The sequence below is a fragment of the Stenotrophomonas sp. YJH_SMC_138 genome, from assembly GCF_059369855.1.
The window spans coordinates 809,252-824,435 of the sequence record NZ_JCAFTB010000001.1; the positions used below are offsets into that span (position 1 = coordinate 809,252).

The window sequence follows — 15,184 nt, forward strand, 5'->3', positions numbered from 1 at the left end:
GTTCCTCTACAGAAGCTTCAGTTGGGCGATGGGCTGGACCGCACTGGCACGGATCGCGGGAATCAGGCTCGCCAGCAGGCTGGCCAGCACCGACAGCGCCAGGGTGAACAGCAGCATGGTGGTATCAAGCCGCGCCAGGTCCGCATAGGCCACCGGCTGGCTGCGCACCGCGCTCAGGCCGAGCCAGGTCAGCAACAGGCCCAGCGTGCCACCCAGTGCCCCCACCAGCGCGGCCTCGACCACGCACTGCAGGAAGATCGCCGCGCGGCTTGCGCCCAGTGCGCGACGCAAGCCGATCTCGCCGCTGTAGCGCAGGAACTTCGCCAGCAGCAGACCGACCACATTGGCAATGCAGATCCCGAGGAAGGCGAAGGCCAGGATGGCCTGCAGCTTCACGTCGCTGGGTACCACCTGGTTGAAGTCGAGCCACTGCATCAATGAGCGCAGCCGCGTGTTGTCGGCGTGGCTGATCCGGCCCAGGGCCTTCTGCTCAGCGGCATAGTTCTGCAGGAACCGCTGATAGGCGGCCACCTTGGCGGCGCTGTCCAGCTTGACCCATAGGTGTACCCAGACACACGGCGCGGTCTGCAGCCGGCCGCGCTCCTCCGGCGTGGACCAGCAGGTGAACGGCACGAAGTCGCCGTCATTGATCTCCAGGCTGGAGGTCAGCGGCATGAACAGATCATCGGCCGAGGCGAAGAAGCCCGACGTGTTGCCGCCGCTGAAGCGGCCGCCCCGCACCTTGTAGAACAGCGGCGAGGGTCGCCAGGGCGCGAGCACGCCCACGATGCGCATCGCGGTGTCCTTGACCCGCAGTGTCTGCCCCACACTGTCGCCCCCACCGAACATCTGCTCGTTGAGCTCCGACGAGATCACCACCACACGTGCGCGCGCGTCATCCTCCTCGCGCGACCACCAGCGTCCATGCGCCAGCGGCACCGCGAACATCGTCGCGAAGTCGGTGGTGGTGGAGATCGATGAGCGGATGACCGGTGGCGCGCTGCCCTGATCGGGCCGCAGCTTGACCGGATTGGCAACCACCAGCGTCTGCTGGTCCGCGCGCCCGGACGACCACAGGTCGAAGGCCGAGCGATAGTCCAGCACGTCGTACGGCTCGCGGCCCTTCGAGTTCGGATTGGCATCCAGCTGGGGGTAGTAGAGGTCACCGCTGCGCCCGGGCAAGGGATCGCCGGACAGCAGGTAGACCACGGTCAAGGTGGTCATGCTGGCTCCAATTCCCACCGCGATGGCCAGCACCATCAGGGCGGTGATGGCCTTGCTCCGCAGTGTATTGTGCAGCGCCACCTGCGCGCAGTAGACCAGTCTGCGCATGCCCGCACCCTTTTCTGCACCCTGTATCGACTTCATGTCATGCCTCTCCCCGGACGTGCACGGGCGTGACCCGTGCCGGTTGCCACATGGACCTGCCAAGTTCGTGTACGTGATCGAATCGGGCGCGGTAGGCCTCGGCGCCGTGCATGATCATCACCAGCATGCGGCCATGGCTGCGTGCGAAGATCGCGTCCATCGCAATCTCGCGGCTGGCCGTATCGAGGTTGGCGACCGGCTCATCAAGAATGTAGAGGTCGGCATCCTCGCCCAGCACCATCGCCAGGGCGATCTTCTGCTGCTGCCCTGCCGACAGGGTTTCCGGCAGGCTGTCGGCGATCCCGTCGCCGTCCATCCCCAGTCGCGCCAGCAGCACCGGATCGGCGCCGAGGTCGCGCACCTTCAGCGGAGGGAACTGCAGAGGAAGCGTGATGGCGCGGATACGCGCCGGTCGCAGCAGCTGGCCGGCGACGGGCTGGAAGTACCCGGCCAGGACGTTGGCCAGGGTCGTCTTGCCGCTGCCATTGTCGCCAATCACCAGTGCACGTTCACCGGGTGAAAGGGCCAGGGTGAAATCCGAAAACACGGGAGTGGCGCCGTACCCGTAGCCGATCGACGTCGCCAGCAGACCACCCTCGATGTGCGTGGCCGACGCCGCGGCTGCCGGCGCGGTCATGAACTCCGCCACCCGCACCACCACCACACCGTGGCTGTGCATCTCGGCAATGTTCTTGAAGATGCCGATGAGCGTCGTGGCTGAGCGCCAGAAGGCGTTCATGAAGGCGATGAACGAACCCAGTGTCATCTGTTGGCGGAACACGAACAGTGCGCCGACGAAGATCGAGCAGACATCCGAGATCACCATCGTCAGGTCGCTCGCACCCTGCAGGGTCCTCACCACCCTGAAGCGCTGGTAGGTCGAATCCAGCACCTCGCGCAGGCTGCGGTCATGGGCCTGCACCGTCCTGGGGCCCAGGCCGAACGTACAGACCATCTTGAAGGCAGACACGGCCCGGGTCAGCAAAGAAACCAGTTCGGCCTCGCGGTCACGCTCCACCACGGTCAGCTCGCGGATGCGTCGGCCGACCAGCACGCTGACCGTGGTGGCGATGGGAATGATGGCCATCAGCACCAGGAACGCACGCCAGGAGATGATCAGCAGGGCTGCGATCAAGGCGACGAATGTCACCGCCTGGGTCAGGGTGGTGCGTGCGACCGACAGCATCGGCACCACGCCATCCTTCACGTCCGAGCGGATCCGCGCCACATAGTAGCCAGCCCCCTTCTGCACCACCTCGTCATAACTGCGGCCATAGTAGGCGGTCAGCAACGAGGTCCCGATCCGCTCCACGATGCGGTTATCCACGCGCTGCTGCCACAGCGCGCAGCTGTAGTTGCCCAGGTTGGTCACCAGGCACAGCAGCAGATATGCACCGGTAAGCAGCAGGAAGCGATTGAAATCCTGCCGGCTGGCGGCCTCGTCGAAGATCGCGCGGATCAGCAGCGGATGCAGCAGCCCGCCCAGTCCGCCGAACATCGCGGTGGTGGCGGCCACCGCAAGGTAGCGCCCGCGGAGGGGGCCGAGCAGGATCGCGAAGCTGGCGAGGATGGCGCGCACACTGTGCCGCTGCGCGGTCTGCTCGCGCTGAAGTGGCTGTCCGGCCGGGTGCGGGCGCGCATTCATGCAACCGCCGCCTGCCCCACCCCGACTCCGTCCACTTCCCGTACCACCGCGCCATGCACATCGAGTGCATCCAGGAAGAACTCATCCGGCGCCAGCGTGTCGTACCGATGCAGGGCGCGGATCACTCCGGCGATGCCGGTACCGTGGTCGAAGGAAATGCGGAACAGATTCTCGCCCGGCACCGCCGCCATTCCCTCCTCCTCCTCGAACAGATACAGATCGACGATGCCCTGGTACGGTCGCTCCGCCATCTGCAGGTACCTAGGGTCACCGGAGTAGAGATGGGCGTCGACAAACACATCCAGCATGCCCGACAGGCCATACAACAGGCCGCAGAAGCCGGAATACTTGCGATGGAAGTCATCCACCAGCCGATTCACGTCCTGCCACAGGCCGTAACGGATCGCGACCTTGGCGATGCCCGCAGTCCCCTGCTCCAGATAGGGTTCATAGGTGTTGACCTCTTCCGGTGAGCTGGGGAAGGTGGTCACTCCGGTCTCCAGCTCGAAGCCGTAGGAGAGATCGTGTCGCAGTGCCTGCTCGCCAAGCACGCGCCATGCCGGATCACCACTGAGCTGCGACAGCCTCAGCAGGAACAGCGCCACGCCGGCCTGGCCGTAACCCATGCCGATGCGGACGCCACCTTCGTCCTGCCAGTAGGCACCCCGCTCTCCGTGGTGGACGGTGTCTGCAAGCCGCCGCGCCAGCGACAGCGCCCTGTCGAGATGCCCGGGAAGGCCGGTCGCGTGATGCATGGCCAGGTGCGCCATTCCGATACCCGCCATGCCGTGATAGAGCGAGTGATGCGCATGCAACAGGTCACTGCCGTCAGCGCTGTCGAGCAGGCTGCGGGCCAGTTCCACCTCGCCACGCAGCAGCGCCGACCAGGCGATGCCGGCAAGGCCGGTGAGGAACCCCGGCGGTAGCGATGTGCGATCCAGGGCCTGCAGCTCCTGCGCATAGCGCTCCATCACCGCCGGCGACGGCTGATGACCCACCCCATGGAAGGCGTGGATCACACCGGTCGCCCCCAGACCAAGGCTCATCGTGTTGGTGGAGTGCGAGAACGGGTCAAGTGGGAACAGCGTCCGCTCCGGCTGCAGCCGGCTGTGTGCATCCATGAACGCGAGCAGCCGCCGGATACACTGGCGCGGCGCCGGTAACGGGCGCTGCGGCGACGAGAACGGCGCCTGCAGGGTCGCCGGCTGCTGCAGCAGCTGTGCGGCCTCTTCCAGGCCGATACGATCGTCCACCAGCGCCTGGATGACCTCGGCCACTGGCGTGTGCTGCCAGCCGATGTCCTCCATCATCACCGGCAGCACCTTCTGGAACAGGTCGGTACGGATGTAGGCCATGGCCATCAGCGGGAACAGGCAGTAGAACATCACCACCGCGGTCGCATAGCGGTCATCCCTGAAACAGCTGGCGCGCTTGCGACCCTTCATGATCCGGCGGAATCCGGGCGTATGGATGTCATCCCACTCATCGCTGCCGTCCAGGAACGCGGCCTCCAGATCGATCAGGCGCACACGCATGTCGCTGCGGTCGACCATGATGTTGGACGGCGAGATGTCACCGATCACCACTCCCACCTTGTGTGCGCGGTCGACCGCGCGAAGCAGACCGGTGAAGATGGTCACGCACATGCCGTAGTAGTCACTACCATCGCGTGCGCTGGGACGGGCCTTCATCAGCGGCGAATGCTTGAGCATCAGCTCGCGAAGATCGAATGCATCCAGGCGCTCTTCCACCAGATAGCTGTTTTCCCAATCGGTGAATGCATCCAGGCAGCGCGGCGAGGCGCCCACCGGGCCCAGCAGTTCCAGATTGCGTCGTTCGCGTGCCAGGCGGCTGGTGGCGTCGAGCCCTTCCCCGTGCATTTCCACATGGGGCCGCGCCTCCTTGATGACCACTTCCTCCCCGGTGACCTGATCCAACGCCAGGTAGACCCCGCCCGTGTTGGAGAACCCAAGCGCGGCCTGCACCTGATAGCGGCCCTCCTTCAACGTCATCTCGCCGGGATCATCCTCGCTGGGGAACGGGTCGGTTTCCCAGGCAGGCACCTCGAAATAGGGATTGCGCAGGTCGGGAACATGGCTGCCGTCGGGCGCGACCAGCATCGGCACCTTCTGGCCGATGAAATCAAGCCGGTACACCTGGCGCATGCCGCCATAGCGGTAATACAGGCAGCGGCAGTCCTTGTAGCGTCGATCGGACAGGATGTACGAGCCATCTTCGTCCTTCAGCGCCCCGTGCAGCTGCTCGATGAAGCGCGTGAAGACCGCAAGGTCCAGCGGATAGAGCGTGATGAACTTGCCCGAGCCACCGCGTGGCCAACGCTTGGAGCTCATCATGCGCATCGTGTTCATGTCATTGGCGAACTTGAACTTCACGCGCTCGGCCAGGGCCATCCGGGTGACGGTGCGCAGCAACCGCTGGCAGTTCTCCTGCGTGGCTGAAACGTGGATCTTCCAGCCTTGCGGCGGCAGGTTGCCGGCGACCGGGTCGCCATGCGTCGCCAGGTGCGACCAGACTCCGATGCGATGGATCGTCCACGCCATGCCGGCCGCCTCGATCTCCGCTTCAACGATACTGCGGAAATCTTCGCTGGGCCGGTACTGGTTGTAGCTCAATTCGTAGAACCGCTCGTCGCCCCCCACATAGGCGGCCTTGTCCATGTGGCGTGCTTCACGCAGTGATCGTTGACGCGCTGACATCGTCTCTCCCTGGTCGGTTCCACGGCTCATTTGCCCGGTGCACACATCCGCGAACGCCTCGCACATGCGCGATGGATGCATTGCGGGCGCTCCAGCCTGCAGGCATCGCAAAATGCGGAATGCGGATTCCCTGCCTGCTTCATTCGTAAGCACGGCGTGAAATCCGCCGGCTATCGCTGCAATGCAGCCGCCCGGAATGTCCCTGCAGATCGATGATTGCCACCGTACCTTGCCGCTACATTGCGCAGGCGATTCTCATTCCACAATTGACTTGACTCATTCCAATCGGCAATGCCATTTTCCATCCGCCACGTATAGACCGGGGTTCTTCAGCAACTGCAACAGGGCTTTGAGATTGCGTGGTGCAATCGCGCAGTGAATCATTTCATTGCGTAACGCGTGGGAGGCACGCATGCCTCCCGATCCCATGTACGACTAAGGAGAGTTGATATGAATCGCGTCCTGAATCTGCAGCGCCTGATGATCGAAAACCAGCAGGAAAACCTGGGCAACAGCTGCAGCAGCTCCGACAGCAACTGCTGCAACGGCTAAGCCTCTCCGGCTTGCCTGAGGTGGTGGTGCGCGCCCACCACCTCGACATCTGCCACAGTGTGATGCACCGCCACGTGGCAGGTCTCCATACGACGTAGAGATCGCTTGGCAGGCAGCCGTCCGCTGCCCGCGCTGCGCGTCCTGCATCTGCCAATGCCAGGACAGGCATCCCGGGGGGGGATGATCAGCCAGCTGCAGCACGTGCTGCAGCCGTGACCATTGCTCGGCCCCGCTGCGACCTCACCACCATGACGGACGCTACGCAGTGCGCCTGCACGCCCGCCGGATCCAGCAATCAGGAAAAGACGCAGCATGCGCATCCTCGTGGCCATGGACGACGCCGAACTTGCACAGGCGCTTCGCAACGTATTGCAGAGCCGCAACATGCTGGTGGACCTCGTGGCAACCTGGTCACTGGCCAAGGCCGCGGTACAGGCCGTGGAGTACCGCGCCCTCATTCTCGACCGCTGGCTGCCCGAAGGCGATTCACTGAAGCTGGTGCAGATCGTGCGCGGCTTGCGTACCTGGCTGCCCATTCTGCTGTTGGGGCGCCACAACCACGCTGCCGACTGCATCGCTTGCCTGGATGCCGGTGCCGATGACTACCTGCCCACGCCGTTCGAGTTCGACGAACTGGCCGCGCGGCTGCGCGCGATTACCCGGCGCCTCGACGCTGATGCCGGCCACATTCTGAGAATCGGCAATTTCACGTTCGATTTTTCCAACCGCATGGCATTGGTAGGCGGTGCGCCCCTGAGCCTGCCGCGCAGCCAGCTGCTGCTGCTGGAAGCGCTTTGCGCCCGCCAGGGCCGGATCGTCCGCCATGAAGTGCTGAGTGCTGCCGTGCACCTGGCCGGCGCCGACGGCGGTACCACCGTGTTGGATCCGCACGTATCACGCCTGCGCCGTGCCCTACGCTCGGCCAGTGTCAGCATCGAGTCCAAGCGTGGGCTGGGCTACATGCTGAACGACGACGCGGCCTGATCAAAGGCCATCGGCGCGGGCCGCAAATGCAACAGCCGGGGCGGTAAACCGCCCCGGCTGCCAGTCCCGCTGATTGGGCCGACCGCTGCGGTCAGGCGGCCTTCATTGCGTGCTTTCGCGCACGCATGACGTTGTGGCACTCCTGCACTTCCGGCAGCAGCTGGGTCACTTCCTGGCGCACGGCCGGCGGCAGCTCGTTGTCCTGCAGCACATCCTTGAACGCGCCCAGCAGGCGGTCCTCGGATTCTTCAAGTTCAGCCACGTAGCCATAGTTGGTGTCACCGAAAGCGGCTCGAACCTTGCCGTAGAACTGCTGCATCGAACCGACCACGGTGCCATGTTCGGCCGGCTTGCCACCGCTGGCGGCCACTGAGCCGCTCAACGCTGCCACGATGCGGCCCTTGACGCCAGCGATGCGGGTGAACAGTGCCGACAGCTCGGCATCCTTGACCTTGGTGGCCGCTTCTTCATAGAACGACTTGCCATCGCGGGCGATTTCGATCAGGTCGTTGAGGCGATGTTCGATGGTGGACTGGGTGCTCATGGCGTCGCTCCTGTGTGCTCGAAAGTCAGTGGAGAATGGCAGTGCATCTGCATTGCCTTCGACCCGACTGTGTGCAATCGCGTGTGCCAACCAGGTGAGCACGAATTGATGCACGCATCACCATGCGGAACACCTGCTGACTTCGTCATTTCAAGCATCGTCGGCTTTCACGGAATCTGAGCGCGTTGCACGCGTTACCACGGTGCGGTGACGATGATCAGAGTGACCAGCAGCGCGATTGCCAGGATCACCAGCAGCACGTGCCATTGCTTCCAGGTGGGTCTCGGCTTTCCAGGCGTATTCATCGATGGGCTCCTGCGCGGGCGGGGAATGGGGTTGCCAGACTGAAGCGCAACGGCATCGCACAACGTCGACGTGAGGTGCACGTTTCGTGCAGACCTTGCTGGAATATCGGGCCGCATCGGCCTTCCGCACCCGTGCCTGGCGGCATATTCAGCAAGTACCACACCCGACACCGCCAGCAGGCTGCCACCCAGCACCCCATCCGCTGAGTGACTCACCCAGCAGCAGCACCGCCAGTGCGGTGGTCACGATCGGCACCAGGCTGAAGAATCCCGAAACGCGCGCCGCGCCCAACCGCGAAAGACCGGTCATCCAGCTGAGGGGTGCAAGGATCGACGCACACACCGCAGCGAAACCGAAACAGCCCACCGCGGTCAGGTTGTTCACTCCGGCAGCTGCAGCGGCAGCAGGATCAGCGACGCCGCCGTGGCCTGCAGGAACAGTGACTCCAGCACCGTCAGCGGAATCTTCCGGCGCTGCATCAGCACGATGCAGGCGGCAAATGCACGGCCGAATCCGTGGCCGAGATCGCGCAGCGGCCTCACATGAGCGTGCGCACGCTGGAGCGCATGGCGCGCAGTGAACTGGGCATGTCACTCGGCGGCCGGCGTGGGCGTGTGAAGTTCGTGCGCGCCACCGAGGCGCTGTGCACACGCAAGCCGATCAGCCGCATCGCCGGGGAGCTTGGCTATTCAGGCGTCAGCGCGTTTGCCGAAATGTTCAAGCGGCACGCGCAGTGCACGCCCGATCAGTATCGGGAGCAGCATCGGGCCGGGTGAAGGCCCGCATCGAGGGCTGTCGATTTCCCGCCCCGTCGCTCGTCGGAACAGGAAAGGCAGGCCCATCGGCCTGCAGGAGCGCTCCAATGCCACCGATCCTCACCGCCTTCGCCGCCTCCCCCGACCGCGGCCAGGGCCTGGCCCGTGACATGCGCGTGCGCTGGGCGCTGGAGGAACTGGCCGTGGCCTATGACGTACAACTGCTCAGCTTCGCCGAGCTGAAGCAGCCCGCGCACCTGGCACGGAATCCGTTCGGGCAGATTCCCACGTGGCAGGAGGGCGACCGGACCCTGTTCGAATCCGGCGCCATCGCCCTGCACCTGGCCGAACAGCACCCCGGCCTGCTGCCGCGCGATCCGGACGCCCGCATGCGCGCGATCACGTGGGTGTTCGCTGCGCTGAACACGGTGGAGCCCCCCATCGTCGAGCGCTCCATGGCCTGGGTGCTTGAGCGCGAGCAACCCTGGTACGCGCAACGGCTGCCAATGCTCGATGAGCGGGTCCGGACGCGGCTGGCCCAACTATCGACGTGGTTGGCCAGGACAACGTGGCTGGACGGCGAATTCAGCGTGGGCGACCTGATGATGGTCTCGGTGCTGCTGCGCCTGAAGAGCAGCGGCCTGCTCGACGAGTGCCCACAGATCGCCGCCTATGTGGCCCGGGCCATGCAGCGGCCCGCCTACCAGCGTGCGTTTGCTGCGCAGCTGGCGGTTTTCCAGGACGCCTAGCGCTGCGCCTCCTCCCAGATAACAAGGGGCCAGCAGTTACGCAGGCCCCATGCGTTACTTCAATCGACGCGATCTCCAGTTCAGGTAACCCCGCCAGCCAAAGGGAGCACTAAAAAGCGCAACCGCGCCGCACGCCAGCAGACCGTTGAACATCCAAGGGGTCAGCTCCGGGGAACCTGCCGACATGGATGGAAACACGAACCCGCATAGCAGTGCTCCCACAAAGGAAGTACCGAATATGACCGTGGAACCCAGGCTTGGTGAAACTCGCATCGATCTATTCCTCATCAGTTCCGGTTGCAGGTCACCTTGACCTCGGTCAGCCTGATCGTGCTGGTGCAGGTGACAGACTGATTGCCCGCCCCCGTCACCGGGACACCGATGTTGTTGAGCGCATTGACGAAGCTTCCCATATCGGTGGCATTCCCATTCGGGAATTCGAAGCGATGCGTAACGCCGCCTCGCCCCTCGCTCAACTGTGTAACGCTAAGCGGAATGGAGTTACCGAACCTGTCCTTGTAAAGGAGGGCGTTGGGCTCCCAGCGACGGTTGATCATGCTGTAGTTGTAGGAAGCGGTAGACCCGTCAGCATAGCGGATCTTCTGCGGCGCCCAGACATCGATGCCAAGCGAGTACGCGCCGGAAGCCAGGTAGATGTAAGTCTCGAAACGCTGCCCCAGATGCTGGCTGACCGCATCCCTTCTCTGCGGATTCTGGATGTCATCGTACACATTGGTCGGGTAGCCGGGCTCAGACAGGCTGATCACCGATTGAGCGACTATGCGCTTGAACTGAAGATAGTTGATCGCCGGTTGCTCGACCGGGAGCTCGTCGATGATGACGAAGGGTTCGCAATCCATCGCGCCGGGTTCCATTTTGTCGCAACGGATGCCGCCTTCACGATCACGCATGACGCTGAACTTTCGTGCCATGTTGCCCGATGGATTCAGTATGTAGAGGATCCTGTGCGACGGCATACTTCATGAGCATCGCGCGCCACACGCGATGTCACTACCGCTTTGAAGGATTGAGAGCGCTTGCCATACCCGGCACTTCTCCCGCAGCGACGACACTGTCAGTGCAACCTGCGCCGGCAGGCGGCCTGCACCAGCATCAGCTGCGCCACCAGGACCAGCATCGCGCAGCCCGACAGCAGCCACGGATCGATGTACCACTGTTCGTTGAAACTGAAGTCGCCGGCGGAAATGCGCTTCCAACCGTTGAAGTGCTGCATCGCCGCCACCACGAACGCGAAGGCGCCCGCGCTGTACGACAGCCAGGGCACCACGATGCCGCCCGGGCGCGCGAACAGCGTCAGCAGGCCCAACACGCCGATGACCGTGCGTTGCACGCGGCAATATGGGCAGACATAGGCCATCCCGCTCCATTCCACCGCCCAGGCCAGCAGGCTGACCAGCACGGCCGCGGCCGCGGCGGTATACAGCACCGTGGGCGTGATCGTCCTGCCTGCATCGTGTGCCATCCCGCGCTCCTTCGTTCAAAGACCCCGGCAGGGTAGCAGCGTGGCAGGTTCAATCCTTCTTGAAGACCGTGCGCTTGCCGATCGGGCTGCCCTTGCGCGCCGTCGGTCGCGCCAACCCGGGAATCAGGAAGTCGGTGACCTTGTGGCCCTTCTGGATCCTGGAAGCGAGCCAACGCGGCATGCGCCCGCGGCCGGACCAGGTCAGCCGCTTGTACTCCGGGTCTCGGTATTTGGCGGCCACTTTGCCGGTTCTGCGCCGTGCCGGTTTCCGGCTGGGTGCCCCCGCTTCGATGGCTTCATCGCCAAAGAGTTCTTCGAGGGTATATCCCGCTTCCGCCGCGGCGGCTTTCAGCATACGCCGCACCGCGCTGGCAGGACGGCGGTTGGAAATCAGCTGCTTCCGCTGTTCAGCGGCAACCACCAAGGCGCCCAGCTCCCGCAGGCTGAGCGATTCAATATCGATCGTCATGCTGGAAAGGTCTACTGCCGCGCGGCGCCTGTCAAGGCGGCTTGCCCCCGCGTAGACACGGGCTTCACTGCGGGTGGGCTCCGATCGCCTTCGTCGGCCATCCCCGAGGACATCCCTGTGAGCACCTCATCGCATTCGCTTGCCTACCTGCTTGCGCGCATCCTGCTGATGGCGCTGTTCCTGGTCTCCGGGCTGGGCAAGCTCGGCGATCTCAGCGGCACCCAGGCCTACATGGAAGCCATGGGCGTGCCCGGCATCCTGCTGTGGCCAACGGTCGCCTTCGAGATCGGCAGTGGCCTGTGCATCCTGCTTGGCTTCCAGACCCGGCTGGTGTCGATCGTGCTGGTGGGCTTCAGCCTGGTCACCGCTTTCATCTTCCACCACAACTTCGCCGACCAGACCCAGCAGATCATGTTCCTGAAGAACCTGGGGCTGGCCGGTGGGTTCCTGCTGCTGGCCTGCACCGGGGCTGGGCGCTACAGCATCGACGGGCGCGGTCGGCGCGGGTAAGCCTCGATTCGGAGTGTGCACCCGCTAGCGGCGAAGTTCGGCCTCTGGCGCCAGCGTGTGGATCACCTTGCCCTGTGCATGCAGGTACTCGATGGCACCGTAACCCTCGGCCGTGAGGGCCCGGCCAGGTTGAAGGCGCGCTTGTACTGCAGGCCATCGATGATCGGCGCCGGCGTCTTGACCTGGGTGATTCGCCAGCGTCGGACTCGAATGCCCGAACGCATTGCGATGCAGCCAGAACGAAGAACGCACAAGCACTGCGCATCATGCGATCTCCTGTCGGGATCGGAATCAACATCCGCACGCCCAGCATGCCTGTGGTCGACGACCCCGCGCGGTGACACCGGCATGCTGGCGATGGATCGACACCATCCCGTCAACCACGGCCCCCCGACGTCGCCTTCCCCCTGTGCACGCCGCCGGATACGGAAATGATCCCGGCATGCGGACGGGGACATGCCGACAATGCTCTGGAACACCTTGCGGAAGGCGCTCACGTCGTCGTATCCAACTCTCACTCGCGCGGCGTTGGATTACCTGTCCCGCTGCGAGTCCGCACCGTCACTCGAATTCTTAACTCTTCAGAATTCGACCAAGCCACCTTTGTCCCAGATGGCCCACAAAACAGCATGATGGCGCCCTACGGATTCAGGGATTTCGTTCATCTTCATGCGTGACATCGGACAGTTCTACGTAATCAGCGTCGAGGGAGTGACGCGGGCAGACGGCACCCTGCTGCAGGTCACCCGAATCGATTGCTCCTGCATCAAGTGTTCCTGGCAGTTCAGGGCCATTCCCAACCATGGCCTTGTCGATCTCGACGGTGCGGCTGCCCTCAGTTGCCCAACCTGCGGCAATCACCAGTCAGTCAGCCGCGCACGGCTTGAAGAGCTCAATCGACGCAGCGACGAATAGCCTGCACTTCAACCATCCATCAACACAGCACCGACACGACCGATACCCGGTGGGCCCTATCGTTCGTCAACAAGCACCCCCCGGCATTCCCATGAGTCATACCGGCATTTTTCAGATCACCGATCTCACCTACAAGGCTGGGGAGCAGGGCGACCTGGCCCGCGCACTGCAGATCGTCGCCACCTGCACCGCCTGCGGATCGACGAGCGTGTGGGACGAGCATGAGATGGAACACGTTGCCGGTGGAACCGTGCTGTCATGCCGTGGCTGTGGTGTCCGCCAGGCCATCAGCAACGCGCGCCTTTCTGGCTGCGCTTCCGACATCCGCCATCCGCGCCGCTGAGCGGCGCGCAGTTCGTACTGCGTAGCCGCCGGCAGGGGCAGTCGTTCACTCGGCTTTTACAACGCTGCGACGTTTCAAGCGACAACGCGCACTGATGCATCTGCCTGCATCCAAGGGCCGCGCCAGCGCGTATGTAGGATGCCCGCGCCTTGCGGGCATCCTATAGAGGAACGCGCCGTGAAAGCCCTTCAGCGGATAGCCGCCACAGTCAGCTTCGCCGTACTCGTCTCAGCCACTTCAATGAGCTTCGCCGCCAGTACCGTGATGGTCGGCGGAGCGGAGATGTATCCCACCAGGACCATCGTCCAGAACGCCATCAACTCCAAGGACCACACGACCCTGGTCGCTGCGGTCAAGGCAGCGGGCCTGGTCGATACCCTCAATGGCGCCGGCCCCTTCACCGTCTTCGCGCCCACCAATGCAGCCTTCAGCAAGCTGCCCGCAGGTACGGTCGATACGCTGGTGAAACCTGAAAACAAGGCACAACTGACCAAGATCCTGACCTACCACGTGGTGCCAGGCAATTACAGTTCAGCGCAGCTGATGGCCGATGCCAGGAAGCACGGCGGCAAGGCCACGCTGAAGACCGTTGAAGGTGAATCCCTCACCGTCGCACTGCATGACGGCAAGCTGTGGGTCATCGATGCCAAGGGCGGCAAGGCGGGGATCAGCATTGCCGACGTCGGCCAGTCCAATGGCGTGATCCACGTGATCGACACGGTGTTGATGCCGAAGTAGTTGCAAGCAGCAGGACGTCCACATGCGCGGCAGCCGCATGGCGGCTGCCGCCGTCTCCTCCCATGAATCAGCATCGCGGTTGCGGGGCGATGACGCGCTACCTCATGTGTCAGGAGCGTGCAGCGGCGTTGGGGCCTTGGTATCCCTGTCAGTCAGAAGGGGGCCTTGGATTCCAGGTGATTGCCTGACGTCGTAGATCTCGCATTCGGTTGGGTCCATCGGTTCCCAATGCTCGCTCGCCAGCTCAAAGAAGGCAGCGGGTACCTCAATGGGGAACGTTGCGCCTTTCTCGCGATTGCGCTGGCGGACGCGATCACGACGAATGCCATGCGGGGTATCCAGGAGATGCACCACCAGATCGTGGGCTGCCGACCACTCAAGAAAGGCACCGAGACCGAAACCCAAGTGCCACCTTCTTTCTGGCCCCATCAGAATTCGAATCAGGAACCAAGGAATTTTGAGGCTTCCAGAGGGCTTCCACGCGTCTCCACAGACCTTCCCGCTGCAAACCAAGCCGCTGATTCTTCCAAGCCGCGCGACCATCTTCGCTCATTATCGTCCACCTATTTCCGCTGACAGAAGGTCGCCGAGCGGTCGCCATTGGGCGCAATGAAGGGATGCTCAGAGACAACGAACTAGCCACCTTACCGATCGGCCAATAGGCCGCAGATCCAGCATCGCACGGTGTGGGCTGACCGGATGTACGAAGCTCGCGGGCGCCGGGCTGGAGCTCCACTACAGATACACCAAGGCCAACGATAAACACGACCGCGTCGCGGCCGCATCAGGAGGGAGGGCGCAACCTTCGCGATGAGATCGCAACTGCGGCGGCCGCCGCCCGGCGAACGAGCTAAAGAAGCCAAGTGCTACCGCGGCACGGAATGGCCATTTTGCCACTCATGCGCTTGCCACCCCAAGCAGGGCATTTGTCGCTTTAAGTCCAGTGATGCGTGACTGAGAACACGCAAGAAGCAAGTGCAGCCAGCTGCAACGAATTTCTGGTTGACATTGAATGTCAACCCGCAATATGAAATTCCGGGAATCGGGAGGCAGGGGATCAGGCCTGAAATCCGTTATCACCACGGCCGGAGGTCCAGTCCATTGCA

16 protein-coding genes and 1 pseudogene are annotated in these 15,184 nt (G+C 63.6%); 9 read left to right on the forward strand and 8 right to left on the reverse strand.

The genetic code is table 11. From position 1 onward, the window contains the following. Positions 1-6: 6 nt before the first annotated feature. From AC5P7I_RS03525 to lanKC, 3 genes are read right to left on the reverse strand one after another with little or no spacing between them, the layout of a single operon-like run. The gene (locus AC5P7I_RS03525) at positions 7-1,332 is read right to left on the reverse strand and encodes an ABC transporter permease (RefSeq protein ID WP_049439340.1); all 1,326 of its coding nucleotides are present in this window, start codon (positions 1,330-1,332) and stop codon (positions 7-9) included. Positions 1,333-1,369: 37 nt separating this feature from the next. Next, a complete protein-coding gene (locus AC5P7I_RS03530) occupies positions 1,370-3,013 on the reverse strand; it encodes an ABC transporter transmembrane domain-containing protein (RefSeq protein WP_014648531.1) in 1,644 nt (547 codons plus the stop codon). Further along, positions 3,010-5,730: a class III lanthionine synthetase LanKC gene (gene lanKC / locus AC5P7I_RS03535; protein ID WP_262087846.1), complete on the reverse strand. Its 2,721-nt coding sequence runs from the start codon at positions 5,728-5,730 to the stop codon at positions 3,010-3,012. Before lanKC ends, AC5P7I_RS03530 begins: the two co-directional genes overlap by 4 nt. 450 nt (positions 5,731-6,180) lie before the next feature. On the opposite strand from lanKC, the gene AC5P7I_RS03540 reads away from it, so the two are divergent. Together AC5P7I_RS03540 and AC5P7I_RS03545 are read left to right on the forward strand one after the other, a co-directional pair. Then, on the forward strand, positions 6,181-6,282 hold the full coding sequence (locus tag AC5P7I_RS03540; RefSeq protein WP_014038605.1) for a class III lanthipeptide: 102 nt from the start codon (positions 6,181-6,183) through the stop codon (positions 6,280-6,282). A gap of 312 nt (positions 6,283-6,594) precedes the next feature. Next, positions 6,595-7,266, forward strand: a complete 672-nt coding sequence (locus AC5P7I_RS03545; protein WP_032958333.1) for a response regulator transcription factor — start codon at positions 6,595-6,597, stop codon at positions 7,264-7,266. Between the two features lie 91 nt (positions 7,267-7,357). On the opposite strand, the gene AC5P7I_RS03550 is transcribed toward AC5P7I_RS03545, so the two are convergent. Together AC5P7I_RS03550 and AC5P7I_RS03555 are read right to left on the reverse strand one after the other, a co-directional pair. Continuing rightward, positions 7,358-7,810 carry a PA2169 family four-helix-bundle protein gene (locus AC5P7I_RS03550; RefSeq protein ID WP_014648535.1) on the reverse strand — a complete coding sequence of 151 codons (453 nt, stop codon included), beginning with the start codon at positions 7,808-7,810 and terminating at the stop codon, positions 7,358-7,360. A gap of 453 nt (positions 7,811-8,263) precedes the next feature. Further along, positions 8,264-8,500: an EamA family transporter gene (locus AC5P7I_RS03555; RefSeq protein ID WP_232017591.1), complete on the reverse strand. Its 237-nt coding sequence runs from the start codon at positions 8,498-8,500 to the stop codon at positions 8,264-8,266. A 122-nt stretch (positions 8,501-8,622) separates the two neighbouring features. On the opposite strand from AC5P7I_RS03555, the pseudogene AC5P7I_RS03560 reads away from it, so the two are divergent. After that, positions 8,623-8,892 (forward strand): annotated as a pseudogene (locus AC5P7I_RS03560) (helix-turn-helix domain-containing protein); the annotation flags it as partial. Positions 8,893-8,978: 86 nt separating this feature from the next. Continuing rightward, the gene (locus tag AC5P7I_RS03565; protein ID WP_262087845.1) at positions 8,979-9,620 is read left to right on the forward strand and encodes a glutathione S-transferase family protein; all 642 of its coding nucleotides are present in this window, start codon (positions 8,979-8,981) and stop codon (positions 9,618-9,620) included. 287 nt (positions 9,621-9,907) lie between these two features. On the opposite strand, the gene AC5P7I_RS03570 is transcribed toward AC5P7I_RS03565, so the two are convergent. The 3 genes from AC5P7I_RS03570 to AC5P7I_RS03580 form a co-directional block, all read right to left on the reverse strand. Beyond that, complete coding sequence (locus AC5P7I_RS03570; protein ID WP_227864596.1) at positions 9,908-10,531, reverse strand: hypothetical protein; 624 nt, start codon at positions 10,529-10,531, stop codon at positions 9,908-9,910. 164 nt (positions 10,532-10,695) lie between these two features. Then, positions 10,696-11,103: a hypothetical protein gene (locus tag AC5P7I_RS03575; protein ID WP_262087844.1), complete on the reverse strand. Its 408-nt coding sequence runs from the start codon at positions 11,101-11,103 to the stop codon at positions 10,696-10,698. 49 nt (positions 11,104-11,152) lie between these two features. Beyond that, entirely contained in the window at positions 11,153-11,572 is a 420-nt protein-coding gene (locus tag AC5P7I_RS03580; RefSeq protein ID WP_041863852.1) for an H-NS histone family protein, read from the reverse strand. A 117-nt stretch (positions 11,573-11,689) separates the two neighbouring features. Between AC5P7I_RS03580 and AC5P7I_RS03585 the strand changes: the two genes are divergently transcribed. From AC5P7I_RS03585 to AC5P7I_RS03605, 5 genes are all read left to right on the forward strand, one after another. Beyond that, a complete protein-coding gene (locus AC5P7I_RS03585; RefSeq protein WP_032958324.1) occupies positions 11,690-12,082 on the forward strand; it encodes a DoxX family protein in 393 nt (130 codons plus the stop codon). 669 nt (positions 12,083-12,751) lie between these two features. Continuing rightward, on the forward strand, positions 12,752-12,997 hold the full coding sequence (locus AC5P7I_RS03590) for a hypothetical protein (protein WP_014648541.1): 246 nt from the start codon (positions 12,752-12,754) through the stop codon (positions 12,995-12,997). Positions 12,998-13,088: 91 nt separating this feature from the next. Then, positions 13,089-13,340, forward strand: a complete 252-nt coding sequence (locus AC5P7I_RS03595; RefSeq protein ID WP_014648542.1) for a hypothetical protein — start codon at positions 13,089-13,091, stop codon at positions 13,338-13,340. Between the two features lie 177 nt (positions 13,341-13,517). Next, positions 13,518-14,078, forward strand: a complete 561-nt coding sequence (locus AC5P7I_RS03600) for a fasciclin domain-containing protein (RefSeq protein ID WP_032958323.1) — start codon at positions 13,518-13,520, stop codon at positions 14,076-14,078. A 228-nt stretch (positions 14,079-14,306) separates the two neighbouring features. Next, a complete protein-coding gene (locus AC5P7I_RS03605; protein WP_262087843.1) occupies positions 14,307-14,654 on the forward strand; it encodes a hypothetical protein in 348 nt (115 codons plus the stop codon). Positions 14,655-15,184: the final 530 nt, after the last annotated feature.

Bases quoted from the DNA above. Each gene is read 5' to 3' on its own strand.
- AC5P7I_RS03605 (WP_262087843.1), top strand. From the start codon at position 14,307: ATGCTCGCTCGCCAGCTCAAAGAAGGCAGCGGGTACCTCAATGGGGAA.
- AC5P7I_RS03575 (WP_262087844.1), bottom strand. From the start codon at position 11,103: ATGGCACACGATGCAGGCAGGACGATCACGCCCACGGTGCTGTATACC.
- lanKC (WP_262087846.1), bottom strand. From the start codon at position 5,730: ATGTCAGCGCGTCAACGATCACTGCGTGAAGCACGCCACATGGACAAG.
- AC5P7I_RS03550 (WP_014648535.1), bottom strand. From the start codon at position 7,810: ATGAGCACCCAGTCCACCATCGAACATCGCCTCAACGACCTGATCGAA.
- AC5P7I_RS03530 (WP_014648531.1), bottom strand. From the start codon at position 3,013: ATGAATGCGCGCCCGCACCCGGCCGGACAGCCACTTCAGCGCGAGCAG.
- AC5P7I_RS03595 (WP_014648542.1), top strand. From the start codon at position 13,089: ATGAGTCATACCGGCATTTTTCAGATCACCGATCTCACCTACAAGGCT.
- AC5P7I_RS03525 (WP_049439340.1), bottom strand. From the start codon at position 1,332: ATGCGCAGACTGGTCTACTGCGCGCAGGTGGCGCTGCACAATACACTG.
- AC5P7I_RS03565 (WP_262087845.1), top strand. From the start codon at position 8,979: ATGCCACCGATCCTCACCGCCTTCGCCGCCTCCCCCGACCGCGGCCAG.
- AC5P7I_RS03570 (WP_227864596.1), bottom strand. From the start codon at position 10,531: ATGCGTGATCGTGAAGGCGGCATCCGTTGCGACAAAATGGAACCCGGC.
- AC5P7I_RS03580 (WP_041863852.1), bottom strand. From the start codon at position 11,572: ATGACGATCGATATTGAATCGCTCAGCCTGCGGGAGCTGGGCGCCTTG.
- AC5P7I_RS03590 (WP_014648541.1), top strand. From the start codon at position 12,752: ATGCGTGACATCGGACAGTTCTACGTAATCAGCGTCGAGGGAGTGACG.
- AC5P7I_RS03545 (WP_032958333.1), top strand. From the start codon at position 6,595: ATGCGCATCCTCGTGGCCATGGACGACGCCGAACTTGCACAGGCGCTT.
- AC5P7I_RS03540 (WP_014038605.1), top strand. From the start codon at position 6,181: ATGAATCGCGTCCTGAATCTGCAGCGCCTGATGATCGAAAACCAGCAG.